General features: G+C 70.0%; 19 protein-coding genes and 1 pseudogene. 8 read left to right on the top strand and 12 right to left on the bottom strand.

All coding sequences use genetic code 11. The features are described from left to right. Window positions 1-134 precede the first annotated feature (134 nt). Both OGH68_RS04520 and OGH68_RS04515 read left to right on the top strand, forming a co-directional pair. A complete protein-coding gene (locus OGH68_RS04520) occupies window positions 135-1,589 on the top strand; it encodes a family 43 glycosylhydrolase (protein ID WP_264249903.1) in 1,455 nt (484 codons plus the stop codon). A gap of 53 nt (window positions 1,590-1,642) precedes the next feature. Further along, the gene (locus OGH68_RS04515) at window positions 1,643-3,061 is read left to right on the top strand and encodes a family 43 glycosylhydrolase (RefSeq protein WP_264249902.1); all 1,419 of its coding nucleotides are present in this window, start codon (window positions 1,643-1,645) and stop codon (window positions 3,059-3,061) included. Window positions 3,062-3,493: 432 nt separating this feature from the next. Here OGH68_RS04515 and OGH68_RS04510 read toward each other — a convergent pair whose 3' ends face one another. Then, window positions 3,494-3,727, bottom strand: a complete 234-nt coding sequence (locus tag OGH68_RS04510; protein WP_264242007.1) for a hypothetical protein — start codon at window positions 3,725-3,727, stop codon at window positions 3,494-3,496. Window positions 3,728-4,516: 789 nt separating this feature from the next. Here OGH68_RS04510 and OGH68_RS04505 point away from each other — a divergent pair. The 4 genes from OGH68_RS04505 (at window position 4,517) to OGH68_RS04490 (ending at window position 8,699) form a co-directional block, all read left to right on the top strand. Then, window positions 4,517-5,686 carry an ABC transporter substrate-binding protein gene (locus tag OGH68_RS04505; RefSeq protein ID WP_264242006.1) on the top strand — a complete coding sequence of 390 codons (1,170 nt, stop codon included), beginning with the start codon at window positions 4,517-4,519 and terminating at the stop codon, window positions 5,684-5,686. Between the two features lie 104 nt (window positions 5,687-5,790). Continuing rightward, window positions 5,791-6,633, top strand: coding sequence for a carbohydrate ABC transporter permease (locus OGH68_RS04500; RefSeq protein ID WP_264249901.1), 843 nt, complete (start codon window positions 5,791-5,793; stop codon window positions 6,631-6,633). Continuing rightward, window positions 6,633-7,466 (top strand): carbohydrate ABC transporter permease, encoded by an 834-nt coding sequence (locus OGH68_RS04495; RefSeq protein WP_264242005.1) that lies wholly within the window; start codon window positions 6,633-6,635, stop codon window positions 7,464-7,466. The genes OGH68_RS04500 and OGH68_RS04495 overlap by 1 nt, the downstream gene beginning before the upstream one ends. A 39-nt stretch (window positions 7,467-7,505) precedes the next feature. Next, window positions 7,506-8,699 (top strand): ABC transporter ATP-binding protein, encoded by a 1,194-nt coding sequence (locus tag OGH68_RS04490; RefSeq protein WP_264242004.1) that lies wholly within the window; start codon window positions 7,506-7,508, stop codon window positions 8,697-8,699. A 325-nt stretch (window positions 8,700-9,024) separates the two neighbouring features. Here OGH68_RS04490 and OGH68_RS04485 read toward each other — a convergent pair whose 3' ends face one another. Next, on the bottom strand, window positions 9,025-10,674 hold the full coding sequence (locus OGH68_RS04485) for an FAD-dependent oxidoreductase (protein ID WP_264242003.1): 1,650 nt from the start codon (window positions 10,672-10,674) through the stop codon (window positions 9,025-9,027). Between the two features lie 84 nt (window positions 10,675-10,758). Next, the gene (locus tag OGH68_RS04480; RefSeq protein WP_264242002.1) at window positions 10,759-11,673 is read right to left on the bottom strand and encodes an AurF N-oxygenase family protein; all 915 of its coding nucleotides are present in this window, start codon (window positions 11,671-11,673) and stop codon (window positions 10,759-10,761) included. Window positions 11,674-12,071: 398 nt separating this feature from the next. On the opposite strand from OGH68_RS04480, the gene OGH68_RS04475 reads away from it, so the two are divergent. Next, complete coding sequence (locus tag OGH68_RS04475; RefSeq protein WP_264249899.1) at window positions 12,072-14,426, top strand: beta-N-acetylglucosaminidase domain-containing protein; 2,355 nt, start codon at window positions 12,072-12,074, stop codon at window positions 14,424-14,426. A gap of 60 nt (window positions 14,427-14,486) precedes the next feature. Here OGH68_RS04475 and OGH68_RS04470 read toward each other — a convergent pair whose 3' ends face one another. From OGH68_RS04470 to OGH68_RS04445, 6 genes are all read right to left on the bottom strand, one after another. Then, window positions 14,487-16,088, bottom strand: coding sequence for a polyamine aminopropyltransferase (locus tag OGH68_RS04470; protein ID WP_264242001.1), 1,602 nt, complete (start codon window positions 16,086-16,088; stop codon window positions 14,487-14,489). 7 nt (window positions 16,089-16,095) lie between these two features. After that, window positions 16,096-16,533: a DUF350 domain-containing protein gene (locus OGH68_RS04465; RefSeq protein ID WP_264242000.1), complete on the bottom strand. Its 438-nt coding sequence runs from the start codon at window positions 16,531-16,533 to the stop codon at window positions 16,096-16,098. Between the two features lie 58 nt (window positions 16,534-16,591). Continuing rightward, the gene (locus OGH68_RS04460) at window positions 16,592-16,993 is read right to left on the bottom strand and encodes a DUF4247 domain-containing protein (protein WP_264241999.1); all 402 of its coding nucleotides are present in this window, start codon (window positions 16,991-16,993) and stop codon (window positions 16,592-16,594) included. After that, a complete protein-coding gene (locus OGH68_RS04455) occupies window positions 16,990-17,484 on the bottom strand; it encodes a DUF2617 family protein (protein WP_264241998.1) in 495 nt (164 codons plus the stop codon). Before OGH68_RS04455 ends, OGH68_RS04460 begins: the two co-directional genes overlap by 4 nt. 248 nt (window positions 17,485-17,732) lie before the next feature. Beyond that, the gene (locus tag OGH68_RS04450) at window positions 17,733-19,004 is read right to left on the bottom strand and encodes a PP2C family protein-serine/threonine phosphatase (protein WP_264241997.1); all 1,272 of its coding nucleotides are present in this window, start codon (window positions 19,002-19,004) and stop codon (window positions 17,733-17,735) included. Continuing rightward, complete coding sequence (locus OGH68_RS04445) at window positions 19,001-19,813, bottom strand: alpha/beta fold hydrolase (RefSeq protein ID WP_264241996.1); 813 nt, start codon at window positions 19,811-19,813, stop codon at window positions 19,001-19,003. Before OGH68_RS04445 ends, OGH68_RS04450 begins: the two co-directional genes overlap by 4 nt. 148 nt (window positions 19,814-19,961) lie before the next feature. Between OGH68_RS04445 and OGH68_RS04440 the strand changes: the two are divergent. Continuing rightward, window positions 19,962-20,274, top strand: a pseudogene (locus OGH68_RS04440) (hypothetical protein); the annotation flags it as partial. Here the strand turns inward: OGH68_RS04440 and OGH68_RS04435 are convergent. From OGH68_RS04435 to OGH68_RS04425, 3 genes are all read right to left on the bottom strand, one after another. Then, window positions 20,271-21,059 carry an FkbM family methyltransferase gene (locus OGH68_RS04435; RefSeq protein ID WP_264241995.1) on the bottom strand — a complete coding sequence of 263 codons (789 nt, stop codon included), beginning with the start codon at window positions 21,057-21,059 and terminating at the stop codon, window positions 20,271-20,273. The pseudogene OGH68_RS04440 and the gene OGH68_RS04435 overlap by 4 nt on opposite strands. Further along, a complete protein-coding gene (locus tag OGH68_RS04430) occupies window positions 21,056-21,265 on the bottom strand; it encodes a Trm112 family protein (protein WP_264241994.1) in 210 nt (69 codons plus the stop codon). Before OGH68_RS04430 ends, OGH68_RS04435 begins: the two co-directional genes overlap by 4 nt. A 108-nt stretch (window positions 21,266-21,373) precedes the next feature. Beyond that, window positions 21,374-22,255 carry a hypothetical protein gene (locus tag OGH68_RS04425; RefSeq protein ID WP_264241993.1) on the bottom strand — a complete coding sequence of 294 codons (882 nt, stop codon included), beginning with the start codon at window positions 22,253-22,255 and terminating at the stop codon, window positions 21,374-21,376. Window positions 22,256-22,258 lie beyond the last annotated feature (3 nt).

The following is a 22,258-nucleotide window of genomic DNA, read 5'->3' as shown; positions in this document are numbered from 1 at the left end:
ATGTTTTGGTCGAAGTTACGTACGGCGTCCGATATATCGAACAACCCTGGCCGGCGGCTGCCGGCTGCCACCGGCCAGTTGCCAGCTGTCGAAAGGGACTCGCCTTGTTCCGCACCCGCTACTGGTTCACCCTCATGGCAGCGCTGCTCATGATGTTCGCACCGGTCAGCACGCAGCCGGCCGCGGCCGCCGAGGGGCGCCCGTACACGAACCCCGTCAAGTCGCAGAAGGGCGCCGACCCCTGGCTGGAGTACTACAACGGCCACTACTACCTGGTCACCACGTCCTTCACCGGCGTGCTGACCATGCGGAAGTCGCCCACCCTGGCCGGACTGTCCACGGCCCCCAGCGTCCAGGTCTGGAGCGACACCACCTCCACCCGCAACACCAATTTCTGGGCGCCCGAACTGCACTTCGTCGACGGCCGCTGGTACCTCTACTACTCCGCGGGGCAGCGCGGTGTCCCCTGCTGCGACTCCCAGCGCACCTATGTCCTTCAGAGCGCGGGTAGCGATCCCATGGGGCCGTACACCTACAAGAACCAGCTCACCGGATCGAACCTCGACCCCGGAGGCTGGCTCATCGACGCCAGCGTGCTGCGGCACGGCGGCAAGCTGTACCTGCTCGGCAGCGGCTTCGTCAATGGCAGCCGCCAGAGCCTGGTCATCGCCCCGATGAGCAACCCGTACACGGTCAGCGGCTCCGCCTTCACCATCATCTCCAGCCCCACGCTGAGCTGGGAGACCCAGGGAGGCGCGGTCAACGAGGGGCCCGAACCCCTCTACCGCAACGGCAAGACGTTCGTCGTCTACTCCGCGAGCGCCTGCTGGGGGCCGGACTACAAGCTCGGCCGGCTGGAACTGACCGGCAGCAACCCACTGCTGGCGTCCTCGTGGACCAAGGAGTCCACGCCCGTCTTCTCGCGGAACGACTCCGCGGGGGTCTTCGGCCCCGGCCACAACGGTTTCTTCACCTCGCCCGACGGCACCGAGAACTGGATCGTCTACCACGCCAACGACTCGGCCTCCGACGGCTGCGACAACGGCCGCACCACCCGCGCCCAGAAGTTCACCTGGAACGCCGACGGAACCCCGGACTTCGGCGCCCCGGTCGCCCTGGGCACGGCCCTGCCCGGCCCGTCCGGAGAGACGGCGGCCACACCGACGGCGTACACGCTGGTGAACCGGCACAGCGGCAAGTGCCTGGACGTCGCGGGCGGCAGCACCGCGGACGGCACCGACATCGCGCAGTGGACGTGCAACGGCGGCGCCAACCAGAAGTGGCGGATCGAGGACCTCGGCAACGACACCGGCCGGCTCGTCAACGTCGCGACCGGCAAAGTCATGGACACGGCCGACTGTTCCGCCGCCGACGGCGTCGATCTGCGGCAGTGGTCGTGGCTGAACAACAACTGCCAGAAGTTCCGCCTCGTACACACGGCCTCGGGCGAATACGTGCGGATCGTCAACGAGAACAGCGGCAAGGTCGCCGACGTCGCCGACTGCGGTACGGCGGACGGCGCCGACGTACGCCAGTGGACCTGGCTGAACAACGCCTGCCAGCAGTGGCAGCTCAAGCCGGCTGCATGAGTGCCGTGACGGAGAAGAGGAAGACCGTGAGACGCGACATCGCAAGGGTGGTCATGGCGCTGTTCGCCGCACTGGCCGTGCTGACCATCACAGCCCCCGCCCACGCGGCGGCCCCCGCCTCACCGGCGGTGACCTTCACCAACCCGATCGCCGAACAGCGCGCCGATCCGCACATCTTCAAGCACACCGACGGCTACTACTACTTCACGGCGACCGTTCCCGCGTACGACCGGATCGTCATGCGACGGGCCACCACCCTCCAGGGCCTGTCCACCGCCACCGAGACCACCATCTGGAACAAACACGCCAGCGGTGAGATGGGAGCGCACATCTGGGCTCCGGAGATCCACTTCATCGACGGCAAGTGGTACGTCTACTTCGCCGCCGGGTCCACCAGTGACATCTGGAAGATTCGGCCGTACGTCCTTCAGACCGGTGCGGCCAACCCGCTGACGGGCACCTGGACCGAGAAGGGCCGCATCGCGCTGCCGCTGGACACCTTCTCGCTCGACGCCACCACTTTCGTCGTCGGGTCGACCCGCTACCTCTCCTGGGCGCAGAACGACCCGGCCGTCGGCCCCGGCACCAACATCTATCTGGCCAGGATGTCCAACCCCTGGACGATCAGCGGCAGTCCGGTGATGATCTCCCGGCCGACCCACGCGTGGGAGACGGTCGGCCACACGGTCAACGAGGGTCCGGCGGTCATCCAGCGGGGTGGCAGGGTCTTCATGAGCTTCTCCGCCAGCGCCACTGACAGCAACTACTGTCTGGGCCTGCTGACCGCAGCCGCCGGCGCGGACCTGATGAATCCTGCCTCCTGGATCAAGAATCCGAACCCGGTCTTCACCAGCAACGCCGCGACCGGCCAGTACGGCCCGGGGCACAACACCTTCACCACATCCGAGGACGGAAAGTCGGACATCCTCGTCTACCACGACCGCAACTACAAGGACATCAGCGGCGACCCGCTCAACGACCCCAACCGCCGCACCCGCTACCAGAAGCTCTACTGGAACGCCGACGGCAGCCCGAACTTCGGCATCCCGGTCGCCGACGGAGCCACTCCCGTCCGCTTCTCGTCCTTCAACTTCCCCGACCGGTTCGTCCGGCACTGGGAATTCCGCGCCAGGCTCGAAGCGAACGTCACCAACCTCGCGGATTCCCAGTTCCGCGTCGTCACCGGCCTCGCCGGCACCGGCACGGTCTCCCTCGAATCGGCCAACTTCCCCGGCTACTACCTCCGCCACAAGAACCACGAGGTCTGGGTCGAGAAGAACGACGGGAGCGCGACCTTCAGGAGCGACGCCAGCTTCCACCGCCGCCCCGGCCTGGCCGACACGGCCGCCGGCGTCTCCTTCGAGTCGTACAACTTCCCCGGCCGCTACCTCCGTCACTACAACTACCTGCTCGTTACGCAGCCGGCTGAGACGGAGACCGCCAAGGCGGACGCGACGTTCTACGCCCAGTAGGAAACACCGTGCCAGCCGCTCACGCTCGGGAGCGGCCGGCACCGACATGTCCGCCGGTCGCCCCGCCACTCCCGTCGTGTTGCCGGTTTGTCGTCCAAATGGCTCTGCACACCACAGCTTTACTGTGCAATTGCTGGGTGGGACGCCCGTGGTGTTGGATGAGTTGGCGTCTGCCGGACACGCCGAGCTCGGCATAGGTGTTCGAGATGCCAAAGCCCTGCGTCGGGCACCACGCGGTGCCCGGCGGACCGTGGCTCCCCGAGCCGGTGGCCACAACGGTCCTCGGGTCCCCTCGATACCGCCGTGCTGCGCCACACCATGTCGTACGTGAGTGCTGATGGAGCGGCTGTCCCCACCGGAGCGCGTGCTGTTCGTGCCCCGAATTTCATCGCCGCTCCCGAGCGGATGGAGCCGCACGAGAGCGCGGGTGGTTCAGCCGGTGAAGCCCGAGGCAGCCACCTGGGCGGCCAGCTCCTTCTGGGCCGCGGCCCGCTGGTCCGGGGACGCCTTCTCCGTGCCGTTGGTGATCAGGGCGCAGTGGAGGCCGGAACCGCCCGGCGTGGTGAGCAGGAGACGGCGCGCGTCGGTGCCGCCGGTCTCCGCGGCTGCCGCGATGGGCGTCTCCGAGGGATACGCGGGCAGGCCTGTGACCGTGCCGAGGTCCAAGACGACGGTGGTGGTCTCGGAGGCGAAGCTGCGGGGGAGATGGAGTTCGGGGTGGGGGCTTCGGTGTCGCGCTCGGGACCGTCAGGTGCGGTTGAGCTTCCTGGGCTGAGCGAGATCGTCCTGGGTGTGGCCGCGGAATTTTCGTACCCTGCGTGCTCGAAACGGGGAAGCCTTGCGCGGTACGGACCTGAACGTGATCGAACGTCCCTGCGACGGCTGCGGCAAGTGCCTGCTTGGCGTACGGCGGCTGTCGCGGATGAAGCTCGCCACGTCGTCCCGGGAACGCCGGCGCGAAGGCGCCCTCACCGCGGCAGGTGGGGTCGGCGGCCACATCATCGGTTGGGCGGAAGACGGGGAGGACTCAGGCGCCGCCGATCCGATAACCCGGCCGAAGCTTGGCGCCTGGCTCCGCAATGTGAGGGGTCCGTACGACGGCCTTGTGGCCGCAGCCGCGGCGGCCGGTAGTCCCGAGACGTCTTCGTCCGGTGGGGCCCGAACGGGTGGCACCCCCTCCACGACACGTGGAAGGTGGCCCGTGCCGGTGCGTCGTGCGCCTACGTTCGGTGGAAGGGGAGCCCTGCGGGCCATACCTGCCGGGACGCACCGTCCGATGTGAGGAGCGTGGATCGCGTGAGGCGAGCGGTGGCGGCACACGAGCTCCTCTGCGCTCGCGGCCTTCGCCGGACGGGCCGCCCCGGGCGCCGATCCTCGCGCACCCTGAGGGCGCTCGCCGCCCTGCCCCTGATCGCCGTGCTGCTGGGCGGCTGTGATTCCGGGACATCCGAAACAGTGACCCTGAACTGGTACAACTTCCCTGACGACTCCGGTGCCCTGGAGAGTGCGGCCTCCTCTTGCAGCAGCGCCTCCGACGGGCGGTACCGCATCTCGTACCACAAGCTGCCTCGCACCGCCGACGGGCAGCGCCAGCAACTGGTCCGCCGGCTCGCCGCGGAGGACGACACGGTCGACATCATGGGACTCGACGTGACCTGGCCCGCCGAGTTCGCGGAGGCCGAGTGGATTCTGCCGTGGACCGGCGAGAACCGCCGACGTGCCACCGAGGGCACCCTCGAGGTGCCACTGCAGACCGCCACCTGGAAGGGCAGGCTGTATGCCGTCCCGTACAACACCAACACGCAACTGCTCTGGTACCGCACCGATCTCGTGCCGAGGCCACCCGAGACCTGGGACGAGATGCTCACCATGGCCCGGGACCTGGCCCGGCAGGGCAAACCTCACTACGTGGAGGTCCAGGGCGCCCAGTACGAGGGGCTGACGGTCTGGTTCAACACCCTGGTGGAGAGCGCGGGTGGTTCCATCCTCAACGCTGCCGCCACCGAGCCGTCGCTCGGCCCGCCGGCGGTCCGGGCGGCGACCATCATGCGCGACCTGGCCCGGTCGCCGGCGGCCGACCCGTCACTCCCGAACCAGATGGAGGACCAGAACCGGCTGGCCATGGAGTCCGGGACCGCCGCCTTCGAACTCAACTACCCGTTCGTCTATCCGTCGATGAAGGCGAACAACCCGGACCTGTTCAAGAACTTCCGCTGGGCGCCCTACCCCGGTGTGGATCCGGGACGGCCGGCGAAGCCCACCATCGGCGGCATCGATCTGGCGGTGGGAGCGTACTCCCGCCATCCTGACCTCGCCTTCGAGGCGGCCCTGTGTCTGCGCAACCGGCAGAACCAGATCACCGCGGCGCTCAAGGGAGGACTGCCGCCCACGTTGCGCTCGTTGTACTCGGACCCGGCACTCGCCGAGGACTACCCGTTTGCGGCCGAGGTGCTGGACGCCCTCGAGAACGCCAGCATCCGGCCCAAGACCCCGGCCTACCAGAATGTCTCCATCACCGTTTCGCACACGCTCTCGCCCCCCTCGGCGATCTCGCCGCGCAGTGACGTCGAGCGCATCGAGTCCCATATCGGCGACGCTCTCGAATCGAAGGGGGTGATTCCGTGAAGCGACCGGCCCCCGCGGCCTCCGGCACAGCAGAGTCCGCCGCGCCGCCGGACACGGTGAAGGCCCTGTCCGCGGGTGCACGGCAGGAGAGGCGCCTGGGCTGGATGCTGTGCGCCCCTGCCGTCGTCGTCATGGTTGCGGTCACGGCGTATCCGATCGGCTACGCCGTCTACCTCTCGCTGCAGCGCTACGACCTCCGCTTCCCGGGCCGCGCGGAATTCGTCGGGCTGAGCAACTACGGTGCCGTGCTGTCCTCCGACTTCTGGTGGGAGGCGTTCTGGGTCACCCTCGTCATCACCGCGGTCTCCGTGGCCGTGGAGCTTGTACTCGGCTTCGCACTGGCGCTGGTCATGCACCGCACGCTGTTCGGCCGCGGGGCGGTGCGTACGGCGATCCTCGTGCCTTACGGGATTGTGACGGTGGTCGCCGCGTACTCATGGCAGTACGCGTGGACACCGGGCACCGGATATCTTGCGGCGCTCCTTCCAACGGGGGAGGCGCCGCTGACGGAACAATGGTCGGCGATCGGTCTGATCATCCTGGCCGAGGTGTGGAAGACCACACCGTTCATGGCGCTGCTGCTCCTTGCCGGCCTGGCCCTGGTGCCGGAGGAAACGCTGCGCGCCGCACAGGTGGACGGGGCTGGTTCCTGGCAGCGGTTCGCACTGGTGACGGTGCCGCTGATGAAGCCGGCGATCCTGGTGGCACTGCTCTTCCGGACGCTGGACGCATTCAGGATCTTCGACAACATCTACATCCTGACAGCAGGTGCCCACGACACGGGTTCGGTGTCGATCCTCGGCTACGACAACCTGTTCACCGCTCTCAACCTCGGCATCGGGTCGGCGATCTCCGTGCTCATCTTCCTGTGCGTGGCGGTGATCGCCTTCGTGTTCATCAAACTCTTCGGGGCAGCGGCCCCCGGCTCAGAGGAAGGGGCACGCTGATGGCCGGTGCGGGCAAGCGGCACACGACGGGTTGGACGGTCGCCAACATCGTCGTCATCGCCTACGCCCTGTTCCCGGTGTGGTGGATCGTTGCCCTTTCCTTCAAGGACCCGACCACCATCACGGACGGCAACTTCTTCCCGACGAAGTGGACGTGGGAGAACTACCGCGGAATCTTCGACACCTCCGAGTTCACCAGAGCGCTCGTCAACTCGATCGGCATCGCGCTGATCGCGACGGTAATCGCCGTGGTGCTGGGCACCATGGCTGCGTACGCGATCGCGCGACTGCGGTTCCCCGGCAAGCGCCTGCTGATCGGGATGTCGCTCCTGATCGCGATGTTCCCACCGATCTCTCTCGTCTCGCCGCTGTTCAACATCGAACGATTCCTGGGCATCTTCGACACCTGGCCGGGGCTGATCATCCCGTACATGACGTTCTCGCTCCCGCTTGCGATCTATACGCTCTCGGCCTTCTTCCGCGAGATCCCGTGGGACCTCGAGAAGGCGGCGAAGGTCGACGGCGCCACGCCCGCGCAGGCCTTCCGGCTGGTGATCGCACCGCTGGCGGCGCCCGGTGTGTTCACGACCGCGATCCTGGTCTTCATCTTCTGCTGGAACGATTTCCTGTTCGCGATCTCGCTGACGTCGACCACGGCAGCACGGACCGTGCCGGCGGCGATCGCGTTCTTCACCGGGAGCAGCCAGTTCGCCCAGCCGACCGGCTCGATCGCCGCGGCGGCCGTGGTGATCACCATTCCGATCATCGTGTTCGTGCTGCTGTTCCAGCGGCGCATCGTCGCCGGCCTCACGTCCGGCGCCGTGAAGGGCTGACCGGCAGCAGCCGGCCGTCAGGACAAGGGAGTAGCGACCGTGGCCGAGATCGTTCTCGAGGGCATCACCAAGAAGTATCCGGATGGCGCCGTGGCCGTGCAGGACGTCAATCTCGAGGTCGGTGACGGGGAGTTCGTGATCCTGGTCGGTCCGTCGGGCTGCGGGAAGTCGACAACGCTCAACATGATCGCCGGTCTTGAGGACATCACCGCGGGGACGCTGCGGATCGGCGGCCAGGTCGTCAACGACAAGGCGCCCAAGGACCGCGACATCGCCATGGTGTTCCAGTCGTACGCGTTGTACCCGCACATGAGCGTTCGCGACAACATGGGGTTCGCACTGCGTCTCGCGAAGACGGACAAGGCCGTCATCCGCACCAAGGTGGAGGAGGCCGCGCGGATCCTCGATCTGTCGGAGCATCTGGACCGCAAACCGGCCAACCTGTCGGGCGGCCAGCGTCAGCGGGTGGCGATGGGCCGAGCGATCGTCCGTGACCCCAAGGCGTTCCTGATGGACGAGCCGCTGTCCAATCTGGACGCCAAACTCCGGGTGCAGATGCGGACCCAGATCTCCCGTCTGCAGCAGCGCCTCGGGACCACCACCGTCTACGTCACCCACGACCAGACAGAGGCGATGACGCTGGGGGATCGCGTCGTCGTGATGCGCGGCGGGGTGGTGCAACAGGTCGGCACACCGCAGCACCTGTACGACGAGCCGCGGAATCTGTTCGTGGCCGGGTTCATCGGTTCGCCCGCGATGAACTTCCTGCACGCCACGCTCGAGGAGAACCTCCTGCACACGAGTGTCGGAGAAGTGTCCTTGGAGCCGGGCCTGCTGCGTGAGCTGGAGCGGCGGAACGCTCCCCGTGACCTCATCGTGGGCCTGCGCCCGGAGGCCTTCGAGGACGCGAGCCTGGTGGAGCCCGGCCGCTCGGGCATGACCTTCACCGCGACGGTGGGTGTGGTCGAGTCCCTGGGGTCGGACGTGTACGCCTACTTCGCGGAGGACGAGTGGCAGCCCGCTCAGACGTCGGAGCTTGCGGAGCTCGCCGCAGATTCGGGGGCCAGCGAGACGGGCGCCGGCGGTCACCAGATCGTCACCCGGCTGAGCAGCGCGACCCGGGTACGGGAGAGAAGCGAGGCGCAGCTGTGGGTGGACACGTCCAGGATGCATGTCTTCGACCCCGTCAGCGGAGTGAACCTCGCCCCTGCGCACCACGCAGGGAACCGGTGATCCCAGCCGCGCACCGTCCGCTCCCTCCTGCTGAACGGTCGTGGGCCCCGTAACGCCGACCGGAAGTCAGGGGTATGCCGTGACCCTCCTGGGCCCGCTCTTGTCCGGGCTCGGAGACCGGTGCGCTCAAGAACGCTCCCTCGGACGTCGGCCCGCTTCCTCTCGTCGCCTCGGAGAAGGTTCGTCGTATCCACCGGCGGGTCTCTCGCCACCGTCGAACACTTCACCGTCACGGCGGTGCGCACCTGTCGACCACCAGGGCCGTACTCGTCAGGGCCGGGGCGCGAGCCACGCCCCTGCCCCGTCGTTCGTGACCGCGCCCGCCTCAGCGCGGCAGCCGGCGGCGAGCGCCCTTCGCCGCTCCCACGAGTTCGCGGACGGTGGTCAGCTTTACCCTCGGCCGGTCCTCGGCCCGGCCGCGGGCCACCTCGGCCCGGTCGATGGCCGCCAGGCCGCGGGCGTCGACGACATCGCGGTTGCGGCTGCGTACGAGCCGGCGGAACGCCTTCGCCGAACCCGTCGGTGCCGGCAGCGAGCCGGCGACGGCGTCGGCGAGCAGCGTGCCGACCGTCTCGGCCGCGCAGGTCCGGTTGGCGCCGATGCCGCCCGACGGCCCGCGCTTGATCCAGCCCACGACGTACGTCCCCGGTCGGCCCGTCACGCGGCCCCCCTCGTGCGGGACCGTGCCGGTGGCCTCGTCGAAGGGCAGACCGGCGATCGGCACGCCCCGGTAGCCGACGGCGCGCAGCAGCAGGCCCGTCGGGATCTCCTGTTCCCCCGACCCGCCGGTGGCGCGCACCGCACGCACCGTGGCGTCGCCGACCGCCTCCACGGGCGCGGAGTGGAAGCGGAACACGATCCGCCGGCCCGGCGCGGGCGGCAGCGACCAGTCGACCGTGCGGCGGGTCACCCCCCGCAGGTCGCCGGCCTTGTCCTTCGGGCCGGCGGCGTCGATGGCGGCGCCGATACGCGGATCGTGGTCGTCCACCACGAGTTCGACGCCGGGCAGGTGCCTCAGAGCGAGCAGTTCGGACCGGGTGCAGGCCGCGTCCTCGGGTCCACGGCGTCCGAGCAGCACCACCTCGCGCACCGTGCCGGCGCGCAGTGCGGCGAGGGCGTGGTCGGCGATGTCCGTCCTGGCCAGTGACTCCGGGTCGCAGACCAGGAGCCGGGCGACGTCGAGTGCCACATTGCCGTTGCCGACGACGACCACGCGCTCGGAGGACACGCGGACCGTGTCCGGTGCGACCTCCGGGTGGGCGTTGTACCAGGCGACGAACGTGGTGGCGGAGATGCTGCCGGGCAGGTCCTCGCCCGGGATCCCGACCCGGCGGTCGGTGGAGGCCCCGACGGCATAGGTCACCGCGTCGTGGTGCGCGGCGAGTTCCTCGTGGGTGATGTCCTTGCCCACCTCCACGCCCAGGTGCATCCGCACCCGCGGGTGCGTGTGGAACCGCGCGAAGGTGTCACCGACCTTCTTGGTCCCGGGGTGGTCCGGTGCCACTCCGTACCGTACGAGCCCGCCCGCCACCGGCAGCCGGTCGACGAGCGTCACCTCGGCGTTGGTGTGCAGCAGCAGGTCCTCTGCGGCGTACATGCCCGCCGGGCCGGTGCCGACGACCGCGACGCGGAGGGGCGCGAAGTCGGACGGCAGGCAGCGGTCGAAGGACGGCTCGCCCCAGATGTGGAAGTTCGGGCTGCCGGCGGCCGGCTCGGGTGCCTCCTCCTCGAAGTACGCGGCGTTGATCGCGGCGTACTCCTGCTGCGCGCCGGACAGGGCGTCCACCGGGAGGATCGCGTCGACGGGGCAGGCGTCCGCGCAGGCGCCGCAGTCGATGCAGGACCGGGGGTCGATGTACAGCATCTCCGTGCTGCCGAAGGCCCGTTCCTCCGGGGTGGGGTGGATGCAGTTGACCGGGCACACGGCGACGCAGGTGGCGTCGCTGCAGCAGGTCTGGGTGATGGCGTAGGTCATGTCGTCAGCTCGGCTCGGCTCGGTGTGATGCGGTGCGGTGCGGTTCGATGCGGTGCGAGGGCCGGGTTCGGTCCGCGGATCGGGTCAGATGAGGTTGGCGCGCTTGTAGAAGAACAGCGCGGGCCCGGTGAGCAGTCCGGCCGAGGCCAGGAACTCCATGAGCCCCGAACAGCTGGAGCGCATCATCGACTTGTGGTGCTCGTTCGCCGCGGCCTCGGTGAGGGCGCGCTGCTCGTCGAGTCCGGCGTTCGCGTAGACCTTCCGGTTCACCATGCTGGTGACGATGTAGTAGGACGCGATCGCGACGACGAAGGCGTTGATCTGCCGGCGCACGCGGCCGGCGCCCGCGAGGCGCTTGCGCGTCTCGTCGCGGGCGAACTTCATGTGCCGTGACTCCTCGACGACATGGATGTTGTTGATGGTGCGGACGAAGGGCACGACCCGCTCGTCGCGCATCCAGTCGCGCTGCATGACGTCCAGCACCTCCTCGGCGACGAGGATCGCGGCGTACGCCGCCTCGCCGAACGCCAGCGTCTTGAAGACGCGGCCCAGTTCGACGGCGACGCGGTGCGGCCGGTAGGGGGGCGCTCCGAGCTTCTGGGCGCCGCGGGCGAACATGATGGAGTGCCGGCACTCCTCGGCGATCTCGGTGAGCGCCCACTGGAACCTGGCGTCGGTGGGGTCCTTCGCGTAGATGTCGCGCAGGACCATCTGCTGGAGGATCATCTCGAACCAGATGCCGGTGCTGGCCACCGACGCCGCCTCCTGGCGGGTCAGCTCCTTGCGCTGCGCGTCGGTCATCTCCTGCCAGTAGGCGGTGCCGTAGAGCGTGCTCCACTCCGGGCTGGCGCCGTGGAAGTCCTTGTCCAGGGGCGTGTCCCAGGCCACTTCCGTGGCCGGGTCGTACGCGAGCATCGCGGCCGAGTCGAGCAACCGCCGGGCGACGTCGTGCTGCGGGGTCCGGTCCTGCGTCTTCGGTCGAACGGTGCTGCTGGCCATGGAGCGGCTCCTCGGAACGCTGTGTCGGGCAGGTGCAACCGCACCTTGTTAGACGGACTGTCTAGCAAGCTGTTGGACGGACCGTATAGCAAGGGGGGCGGGCGGGCCTACCCCTCGGTAGCGGAATTCCTTCCGGGGGGTTCGGCGCACGCGTGCGGGCCGGGCGGCGTGAAGGCCGCCCGGACGTGTTCCGGGAAGGGGTCTGGAGCGGTTGGCCACAGTAAAGCTCAGGCCACAAGAGGTCTAGACCCCAGACGTCTTATCCCGCGACGGCAGATGGAGCATCATCGGTACCGCAAAGGCGACTTCATGGTCCAGACCAGCACCCGGAGGGTCCCGTGCAACGACGCAGAACCCGTGCCAGAGCTGTCACCTCATCCTTCGCGATCGCAAGCGCCATGCTCGTCGGCGCCCTCGCGCCCGCGCAGGCGGCGGATCCCGGAGCGGCCACCGCACCCGCCGCCGGGACTGCGTTGCCACCGGTCTCGCCGACCCCGCAGTCACTCCACCGAGCCGGCTCCGACGCCGTCGTCACGAGCCGGGTTCTCGTCGTGGCGGACGAGCGCACCGACCCGGCCGCCCGCGCCCGGCTGATCGAGGAACTGACCGCGCACGGCGCCGACGAGGTGGACGTCGTCGCCCCCGGAGCACTGCCGCCCGCCGCGGCCGGCCTGCTCACCGTGCGGCTGGGGCCGGCGTCGCGGCCGGACATCGCGGGCGCGCTCGGGGACACGGCCGTCCCGGACCACGCCGAGGGCTACGCCCTGCGGGTCTTCGCCGGCAAACCGTACGCCCAGATCGCCCTCGGCGGCACCGACGCCGCGGGCCAGTTCTACGCGGTCCAGACGCTGCGCCAGCTGTTCGTACCCGCCGACGACGGCTGGAAGGTGGCCGGCGCACAGGCGAGCGACCAGCCCTCGATGCCGCTGCGCGGAACCATCGAAGGCTTCTACGGCCTGCCCTGGACGCACGCCGAGCGCCTCGACCAGATGGACTTCTACGGGGACGTCAAGGCCAACACCTACGTGTACGCGCCGAAGGACGACCCGTACCACCGGGGCAAGTGGCGCGAGCCCTACCCGGCGGACAAGCTGGCAGAACTCGGCGAGTTGGTGGAGCGGGCCACCGCCAACCATGTGCGCTTCACCTTCGCCGTCTCTCCGGGGGAGTCGATCTGCTACTCCGACCCCGCCCACCGGAAGGACCTCAAGGCCAAACTCCAGGCCCTGTACGACCTCGGCGCCCGGGCGTTCTCCATCCCGCTGGACGACATCAGCTACACCCGCTGGAACTGCACGGGCGACAGGGCGGCCTTCGGCGAGCCCGGACGCCGGGCGGCCGCCGAGGCACAGGTCGATCTCCTCAACGACGTCCAGCGCACCTTCATCGCCACCCACGAGGGCGCCCGTCCGCTGCAGATGGTGCCCACGGAGTACGGCGACCTGACCGACACCGCCTACAAGCAGACCATGCGGGCGAGCCTCGACCCCGCAGTCGTCGTCATGTGGACCGGGACCGACGTCGTGCCCCCGAAGATCACCAACAAGGACGCCGACGCCGTCTCGACGCTCTTCGGGCGCAAGGTCTTCGTCTGGGACAACTATCCGGTCAACGACTTCGGCAACACCAGCGGCCGGCTGCTGCTCGCGCCGTACGACAAGCGCGAGGCCGGGCTGTCCGACCACATCTCCGGCGTCGTCGCCAACCCCATGAACCAGCCGTACGCCAGCAAGGTCGCCGTCTTCGGGGCTGCCGACTTCGCCTGGAACGACCGCGCCTACTCTGCCGCCGCCAGTTGGCCGCGGGCCGTGTCCTACCTCGCCGGCGGAGACCGGGCGGCCACCGACGCCCTGCTCGTCTTCGCCGACCTCGAACACATGGCACCCACCTTCGGTGCGACCCCGTGGCAGCCCCAGGCACCCGAACTCGCCCGGCGGACCGCCGCATTCTGGCAGTCCTGGGACGCGGGCGACCGCACGGAGGCGGTGAAGGCGCTGCGCGCTCACGCGAGCGCCGTCGAGCAGGCCCCGGCCACCATCCGGGGCGGGGCGGTGGAGAAAGGGTTCACGGTCGACGCCACACCCTGGCTGGACGCCACACAGCTGTGGGGCAGGGCCATGGTGACGATGCTGGACGCGCTCGCCGCACGGCAGGCGGGCGACGAGGAGACGGCCGACCGGCTGCTCACCGAATCCGAATCCCTCCAGGGTCAGGCGCGAGCCGTGCGGGTCGACCCGCCGCGCAACACCTGGGGCGCGGCGCAGGCCAAGGTGGGTGACGGGGTGCTCGACGCGTTCCTCGTGCAGGCCGGCGTCCGGCTGCGGCTGTGGGACGTGGCGGGCGGCGGTGGGAACCTGGCGCCGGAGGGCACGGCGACCGCGTCGAGCGTGGAGCAGAACCTCGACCGGCTCGCGCCGAGGCACGTCAACGACGGGCTGACGGGTACCCGCTGGGCCTCCGGCTACTCGGACGACGAATGGGTACAGGTCGAACTCGCCGCACCGGCAGTGGTCGCGGCCGTCACGCTGGCCTGGGAGACCGCCTGCGCCACCCGGTACGAGATCCACACATCGGCCGACGGGACGAACTGGACCACCGCCGCCACCCGGGCACCGGACGGCTGCGACACCGACGTCGTCCGGATCACCGCCGACGAGCCCGTGCGGTACGTGCGTATGCAGGGGCTGGAGCGCAGGACGACCTGGGGCTACTCGATCTACGAGATGGGTGTCTACGGAGCCCCGGTGGCCTGACGGTCCGCCGGGCGCGGGGCTCCAACACCGGTCACCGGTGGCCGCCCCGTACCCGGCGGCTCAGTAGTTCTGCCACTCGTGGCGGGTGTACTCCAGCACCACCGGATCCATCAGCGTGCTGGCCCGCACGTCCTGCGGGCGGCGGTCCAGAGGGAAGACGGTCGCCGCCTGCAGGACCGCGTCGTCCAGGAACCGCAGCGGCGGCGCGTCCACAGGCAGCCGCAGCGCCGGCTGCGGGCCGCCGGCGCCCGGGGTGGCGAGGACGAAGCCCCAGTTCCCGAAACTGGGCACGTCCACCTGGTACTCGGTGGTGCGGTAGCCCGCCTCGCCGATCGTCGTGGCGATCGACCAGTAGGACTTGGGCGCGAAAAACGGTGAACCGGCCTGCACCACGATCTGGCTCTCCGGCTTCAGCACATGGCTCAGCAGGTGGTAGAACTCGACGGAGTAGAGCTTCGCCAGCGCCGCGCTGTCCGGGTCGGGGAAGTCGATGACGACCGTGTCGAAGCGCTGCCCGGCGTCCCGGAGCCAGTTGAAGGCGTCCGCGTTGACGGCGGTGACCCGGGGGTCGTCCAGGGCGTCACGGTTCAGCTCGCGCAGTGGCCCGAAGCCGCGGGCGAGCCGCGTCATCGCCGGATCGAGGTCGACGAGAGTGACCTTCTCGACGTCGTCGTAGCGCAGGACCTCCCGCAGGGCCAGCGCGTCGCCGCCGCCCATGATCAGCACGGAGGAACGCCTCCCCGACATGGCGGGGTGGACCAGCGCCTCGTGGTAGCGGTACTCGTCGACCGACGAGAACTGCAGATCACCGTTGAGGAACAGCCGCATGTCGGGCTCGCCGGTGAAGGCCGTGGACCGGGTGACGACGATGTCCTGGTACGGCGTGGTCTCCGCGTGCACGATCGGGTCGCGGTACAGCTGCTGACGCGCCGTCACCTCGATGTCGTCCGCCAGCGCGTACACGGTGGCGAGCACGGCGAGGACACCGGCCATGCCGGCCAGCAGCGACAGCCGTACGATGCGGCGGGTCTGTCTGCGGAAGATCCACAGCACGACGACGACCCCGGCCACCGCGTTGACGGCACCCACCACCAGCGCGCCCTTGAGCTGCCCGAAGGCAGGGAGCAGCAGCAGCGGGAAGCACAGTCCGCCGACGAGCGCTCCGATGTAGTCGACGGCGAACATGTCCGCGACGGCGCTGCCCGCCTCCTGCCGCCTGATCCGCTGCAGCAGCGTCATCAGCAGCGGGATCTCCGCCCCGATGAGCAGGCCGACCACGAAGGTGACCAGCACCATCGACGGCATGTAGATCCGCAGCCAGGCGAACGACACGTACAGCACGAGCACCGACAGGCCGCCGACGAGCGCCAGCACCCCCTCCACCAGGGCGAAGGCGCCGACCGCGCGCCGCTGCAGCGGCTTGGCCGCGAGCGAGCCGATGCCCATGGCGAAGACCATCACGGAGATGACCACAGAGGTCTGCATCACCGAGTTGCCGATGAGATAACTGCCCAGCGCCGTCAGCGCCAGTTCGTACACCAGACCGCAGGCCGCGCAGAGGAACACCGCGAACAGCAGCAGGAACCGCGCCGCCCGCGAATGGGCGGCGGGCGCGGAGTCCGTGGTGGGGGAGGCGGTGCGGTCCGCAGCGGTGGTGCTCATCGGGAGGTCAGGAGACCGCGGCGCCGACCATGAAGGCCGTCCCGATGTACATCGCGGCCTGGACCCAGGCGGCGGGGTGCGGCCGGTCACCGTTGTCGTCGAGCACGGCGTGACCGAGGCGACCGGGCGTCAGCAGACCGACGACGCAGGCGATGAGCGTCATCACAACGACCCCGGACAGGCCGTAGAGCAGGGTGCTGAACAGGCCGAGGCCGAGTCCCTGCTCCGATTCGCTGGCCCGGATCGACTGGTCGATGACGAGACCGATGGCGATCGTCTGGCCGGCGAGGAGGACGGCGGCGCCGCGGTTGCGCTCCGTCCACACCACATGGACGAGCTTGCCGGGCGTCACCAGGTCGAGCGCGATGAAGCCGACCGCCATCACGAAGAAACCGACCAGACCGTACAGCAGGGCGACGCCTGCCGACTCGAAGATCTCTGCCACGGGGGTGCCTTTCGGGGACGTCGTCGAGGAGTTCGGGTGGGTGGATGACCGGAGGCGGTCACTTGCCGGAGCCGGGGCCGCCGCCGCGGAACGAGTCGCTGTCCGGGTCCGGCCACACCGACCGGACGCTGGACTGCCAGCGCCGGTAGCCGGTGCGGTAGTCGTCGATCTCGATCCGGCTGCCGCGCTCGAGCGGGGTGATCGCCACGATGTCGTCGCGGTAGCGGAGGAAGACCTTGCCGTCGTCGTCGATGCGGTCGTGGGCCGCGGTGTGCCCGTCGATCTCCTTGGCGACCTCGGTCGTCGCGTCGCTGCTGTCGACATAGCCGACGCTGCTGCCGCTGTACTGCTGGCGGATCCAGCTGGACGGCACGGAGTTGGAGTCTTCCGGATCGTCGCCGCATGCGGTGAGCGCGACGAGGGCGAGCAGCGTCACGCTGATGATTCGGGCGGTCTTCATCGGGCCTCCAGCCGGGTGTGCGTCGCCACGATCTGGCGGCTCTGCGGGTACGTGTGCCAGGTGCGCCAGCCCAGTCCGGTGCCGTGGCGCTCGACGGTCAGGGCGGTGACGGCCGCCACCGAGCCCGGGAAGACCCCGTACAGCGCCTCGCGGGACGCCTCGGACCGTGCGCGGATCAGCGCCACCTGTTCACTGAACCGTGCGACGGTGAAGTGCTCGACGCGGGCGCTGAAGCGGTAGGACCAGTCGTCGAACTCCTGCTCCGCCGAGTCCGGCAGGCCTCCCGCGACGCCCGGCAGGCAGGCCACGGTCTCCCGGACCGGCCCCGCGAAGACCTGGTGGGACGCGCCGAGGAGCCGGAGCTGGACGTCGAGCCCGCCGACGGAGAGGTCGCGTACGGCCAGTGCCTCGCGCGCGGGCCGCCCCAAGGTGAAGGAGAGCTGGTCGGCGTCCGTGTCCAGATACGGGGTGGTCAGTTCTATACCGCTCACGTGGTGCTGCCCGCCCGGACGTCGGCAACTGCCGGGGCGGCGCTCCCGGTTCGCGTGGCCGGCCGAGTGGCGCGGGCGGCGACGGCGACGAATCGGGTGCCGAGAGCAGCGAGCTCGGGCTTCAACGGATCCCCACGAATACGGAACGGGCGGTGAGGGCGCTGAGTATGGCACAGCGCTCCGGTGCCGCTGTCAGGGGGAACCCCCCTGTCCGTGGCGTGGCCGGCCGTGACGGGCCGACCCGGTCGTCAGCCGTGCCGCCGGTGCTCTTCGCCGCCCCGTGGGGGCACGTTGACGGCGAGGAGGGCGGTGTCGTCGTCCAGGCCGGCGCCGAAGGTCTCGAGCAGGTCGCTCAGCGCCGCGACGGCGGCAGACGCCGTGGTCGGGGCCAGGGACCGGGTGAAGTCCAGCAGCGCCTCGTCGCCGTAGCGTCCGTCGGCCCAGGTGGTGCGGGCCTCGGTGAGCCCGTCGGTGTAGAGCAGGAGTGTGTCGCCGGGGCCGAGGTGGACGGCGGTGGTGGCGATGTCGGCGTCGGGCAGGACGCCGATCAGCTGACCGCCGGGGGTCGGCACGTGGTCCGCGCTTCCGTCGGCACGCATCAGCACCGCCGGCGGGTGCCCCCCGCTGGCGAGGGTGATGTCGAAGCCGCCCCGGCCCGTGGGGGCGAGCAGGCCGAAGATGACGGTGCAGAAGCGCGGGTCCTCGGCGTTGTACTCGTGGTTCAGCACGGTGTTGAGGTTGCCGAGCACGGCGGCCGGGTCGGGGTGGTAGACGGCGGCGGCCCGCAGGGTGTATCGGGCCAGCGAGGTGATGGCCGCGGCGGCGGCCCCCTTCCCGCACACGTCGCCCAGGAACAGTCCCCACATGCCCCCGGCCAAGGGGAACAGGTCGTAGAAGTCGCCGCCGACCTTGTCCACGGAGGCGACATGGTAGTGCGCGGCGACGTTCAGGCCGGGCACGTTCTCCAGTGCTGGCGGCAGCAGCGTCTGCTGCAGCGTGGTGGCCAGGCGCTGCAGGCGTTCTCGTTCCCGGTCGGCCTCCCGGCGGGCATGGAGCAGTTCGGTCTCGTAGGCCCGGCGGTCACGGGCGTCGAAGACGGTGGTGCGGATCAGCAGCGGCCGGCCGGCACTGTCCTTCTTGAGCGTGGACGTCGCCATGACCGGCAGTCGGCTGCCGTCGGCGGCCTTCAGCTCCAGCGCGATACCGCTGACCTCGCCCTGCAGGCTCAGCAGCGGCGCCAAGTGGGTCTCGTAATAGAGCTTGCCGCCGACGGTGAGCAGGTCGGCGAACCGCATCCGGCCGACCACGTCCTCGCGCCGATGGCCGAGCCAGTCCAGCAGGGTGCGGTTGATCTTGGCGATCCGGCCGTTCAGCAGGGTGGAGAGGTAGCCGCACGGGGCGTTCTCGTAAAGGTCCTCGGCGCTGTCCTCCAGCAGCGGGGACAACCGGCTGTCGCCGGCCCCGCCGTCGAGGTCCGGGCCGCGGCCGGGGTCGTGGTCAGTGGCGTCCCCGGAGGTCACCGGCCTGCTCCGGCGGCGAAGGCCGCGATCGCCGCGGCGGTCACTTCCGGCGCGCTGAGCTGCGGGCAGTGCCCGGTCGCGGTGAGGGTGACCAGTTCGCTCCCCTCGATCTGGTCATGTACGAACATCCCGACCTCACGCGGGGCGATCGCGTCCACCGCGGATTGCGCGACCAGGGTCGGGACCCGCACCCTCGCGAGGTCGGCACGGTTGTCGGAAAGGAAGGTGGTGCGGGCGAACACCCGGGCGATCCTGGGATCGGTCCGGCAGAAGCTGTTGGTCAGTTCCTCGCCCAGTTCGGGACGCTCCGGGTTTCCCATGATCATCGGAGCCATCGTCGTGGACCAGCCCAGATAGTTCGAATCCAATGACTCCAGCAGCTCGTCGATGTCCTCGGCGCTGAACCCGCCGCGGTAGCCGGTGGCGAGATCGTCGATGTAGCACGGCGACGGGGTGAGCAGGATCAGCCGGGCGAAGCGCTCCGGTTCGCGTGCGGCCGCCAGCACGCCGATCGTCGCACTGACCGAGTGCCCGACGAAGACCACCGGACCGAGGTCCAGGTCGTGGCAGATCTCCAGCACGTCCTCGGCGTAGCCGTCGAGCGAGGCGTACCGCTCCTCGTTCCAGGACGACAGGTCCGACCGGCCGGCCCCTACGTGGTCGAAGAGCACGACGCGGAAGTCCTGCTCCAGCGTCGGCACCACCAGACGCCACAGATTCTGGTCGCATCCGAAGCCGTGCGCCAGCATGACGACCGGACCGTCGGCCCGCCCGCTCACCGTCACATGGTTCCTGCTCCGTACATCCATACGAACCATTTTCACACCTACCCGTCCCGGTGTCGCAGAGCGCCATTCACCGGGCATCTCGCGCCCGGGGTCCATCAGGAATCAGGTGTGATCGGTCTGTTTCGCCTGAGGGGGCCGGGGCACGGCGACGTGCCCCGTTACCCGCCCCAGCACGACACGCACGAGCAGCCGGCACGATGCCGCGAGCATCGCGGTCGGCAGGCGCGCCCGAGGACACCCGATCCGGCGACGGACGACCCCGCCCCTGCACGACCAGAGCGATCGTGCAGGGGCGTCGGACCGTCCAGGCCGACTCGGGCGCCCCCGGGCGTGAGGGACCCCGCCCCCGCGTCCCCGGACCACGCACCAGTTGCCGGCCGCCCGGGCACGGCGAGCACGCGGGCAACCAGTGCGCCACAACCGTCCGGAGCACACGGCTGAGCACGAGGTCTGGCAACGGGACACCCCTGCTCAGTCTCTAGGAACGGTCAGGGGCCATCTCGCCGCCCGGGACCCGTCCGTCCGGCAGGAACAGCACCGAATTGATGTACCGGTCCTCGCGCGGCACCAGAGCGCGGCGCAGCAGGCTCCGGTGCACCAGGTGCTCGGTCCTCGACTGGTGGGCGGACAGGTCGAAGCCCGCCAGAGGCGTCCAGGCATCCGCGACGAGGACCCACCCCCGGTACCCCTGGCCGGTCAGCAGGCCGACGACGGGGGCGACGGGGCGGATACGGGTCTCCAGTTCGACGAGGAGCGCCGGCCGGTCCCGCCGCAGCAGCGCCGACGCACCGCGCAGCGCCGGGAGTTCCCCGCCGTCGACGTCGACCTTCGCGAAGCGCACGTCGTGGAGGCCGAGGCTGTCGACCGTGCGCGACGGCACCCGCACGCTGTGGGCGTGGATGTCCCGGCGGGTGAGCGAGGAGACACCGCGGTCCCCCCGGTCGCCCGCCGGCAGCCACAGCCGCGCGATGCCGTCGCGGTCGCTCGCCGCCGCCTGCACGACGCGGGCGTTTCCCGGCAGTGTCGCCTCCAGGTGCCGGGCCAGATGCGGCACGGGTTCCATGGTGACGACATCCGCGCAGCGCGCGGCGAGCCGGCGCGACCAGGGGCCGTACCAGCCTCCGACGTCGAGTGCGGTGCCTCCCGCCGGGCAGAAGTCGGCGAGCCGGCCCAGCTCCGGCTCGAAGCGCGGGTAGAGCGCGCAGGCCGCTGCACCGACCCACCGGGTGGGCAGCCGGGAGGCTACCGCCGCCGCGAGGGTGGTCACTCGGCAGCCGTCCGCAGGTACTTGGCGTGGTCGTCCTCGGTGACCCTGCTCCCGGAGGACGGAAGCAGCTGCGGGATGCCGTCCACGACGGGGTAGCTCAGCTGCAGGCGCGGGTTGTAAAGGATGTTCTGCTCGGACAGCAGCGTCAGCGGGCCCTTGTCGAGCGGGCACGCGAGGATGCGGAGCAGCGGGTCGTCGACGTCCATGGCACCTTCCTTTTCCTTGCGCTTCGGGGTTCTTCTCCGAGCCTCCGGGCCTCCGGGCCTCCGGGCCTTCGCGCCCTCGGGTTCTCGGTCTCCTGCGGTCCTCCCAGGTCATGGAGCCGGATCGTGCCGGGGCAGGGCGAGGAGCACCGACAGCGCCAGCGCGGTGCCCACCACCCGCAGTGTCAGCAGCAGCGGGTCGTCCGGCAGCCGTTCCCCGAAGGTGAGGGTGCCGAGCACCGCCGTGAACAGACACGTGACCGTGGTGCAGACGGGCACGATGAGGGACGCGCGGCAACGCTGCAGCGCCGCCTGCGACATGACCAGACCGGCCGCCGCGGTGAACAGCAGCAGATACGGGTACGGCGAGGTGAACAGCGAGCGGGCCGCGTCGCCGACGCCGGCCGAGGTCAGCCGGCTCGACGCGCCCTTGATCGCCAGCGAACTCACCCCGTACAGCAGGCCCACGGCCACCCCGTAGCCGATGCCATTGGTCGGCACCCGGTGGCGCTTGCGCGAGCGCTGCTCGACGCGGCCGTACAGCCACACGCCCGCGGCGAGCGTCGGGACGCACACCAGCAGCACCAGCGTCCAGGGCGCCCCGGTGCCGACCACGTCCTCGCCCTCCCGCACCGAGGCGACCACCATCAGCAGAGCGACGAGCACGCCGCCCAGGGCGTAGCGTTCGCGCCCCGACGGCTCCTCGCCGAGCACCGCCGACGACAGCAGCAGGAGCAGCACGAGACCGGAGACGAAGATGCCCTGCGCGGCGGCGATCGGCAGCGCGCGGTAGACGACCAGCTGGGCGGCGAAACCGGCGGCCAGCGCCAGCGATCCGGCGAGCCACGCCGGGCTCGTCAGCAGCACGGCCACGACACGCACCGGCCTGCGCGTGGACAGCGCCGGGAGCCGGCCCAGGGCCCGCTTCTCCAGCACGAAACCCACGCTGTACAGCAGGTTCGCCAGCAGCGCGGCGCCCACACCCCACCACACGGC

Origin of the sequence: Streptomyces peucetius, from assembly GCF_025854275.1 — a bacterium.
In the GTDB taxonomy this organism is placed as follows: domain Bacteria; phylum Actinomycetota; class Actinomycetes; order Streptomycetales; family Streptomycetaceae; genus Streptomyces; species Streptomyces peucetius_A.
The sequence above is the reverse complement of the archived record's forward strand: the minus strand, read 5'-3'. Positions and strand labels throughout refer to the sequence as shown.

What these genes read in the sequence shown, in the direction of transcription:
- OGH68_RS04520 (WP_264249903.1), top strand. Translation starts at nt 135, where the DNA reads ATGGCAGCGCTGCTCATGATGTTCGCACCGGTCAGCACGCAGCCGGCC.
- OGH68_RS04515 (WP_264249902.1), top strand. Translation starts at nt 1,643, where the DNA reads ATGGCGCTGTTCGCCGCACTGGCCGTGCTGACCATCACAGCCCCCGCC.
- OGH68_RS04500 (WP_264249901.1), top strand. Translation starts at nt 5,791, where the DNA reads ATGCTGTGCGCCCCTGCCGTCGTCGTCATGGTTGCGGTCACGGCGTAT.
- OGH68_RS04495 (WP_264242005.1), top strand. Translation starts at nt 6,633, where the DNA reads ATGGCCGGTGCGGGCAAGCGGCACACGACGGGTTGGACGGTCGCCAAC.
- OGH68_RS04485 (WP_264242003.1), bottom strand. Translation starts at nt 10,674, where the DNA reads ATGACCTACGCCATCACCCAGACCTGCTGCAGCGACGCCACCTGCGTC.
- OGH68_RS04480 (WP_264242002.1), bottom strand. Translation starts at nt 11,673, where the DNA reads ATGGCCAGCAGCACCGTTCGACCGAAGACGCAGGACCGGACCCCGCAG.
- OGH68_RS04475 (WP_264249899.1), top strand. Translation starts at nt 12,072, where the DNA reads ATGCTCGTCGGCGCCCTCGCGCCCGCGCAGGCGGCGGATCCCGGAGCG.
- OGH68_RS04470 (WP_264242001.1), bottom strand. Translation starts at nt 16,088, where the DNA reads ATGAGCACCACCGCTGCGGACCGCACCGCCTCCCCCACCACGGACTCC.
- OGH68_RS04460 (WP_264241999.1), bottom strand. Translation starts at nt 16,993, where the DNA reads ATGAAGACCGCCCGAATCATCAGCGTGACGCTGCTCGCCCTCGTCGCG.
- OGH68_RS04445 (WP_264241996.1), bottom strand. Translation starts at nt 19,813, where the DNA reads ATGGATGTACGGAGCAGGAACCATGTGACGGTGAGCGGGCGGGCCGAC.
- OGH68_RS04430 (WP_264241994.1), bottom strand. Translation starts at nt 21,265, where the DNA reads ATGGACGTCGACGACCCGCTGCTCCGCATCCTCGCGTGCCCGCTCGAC.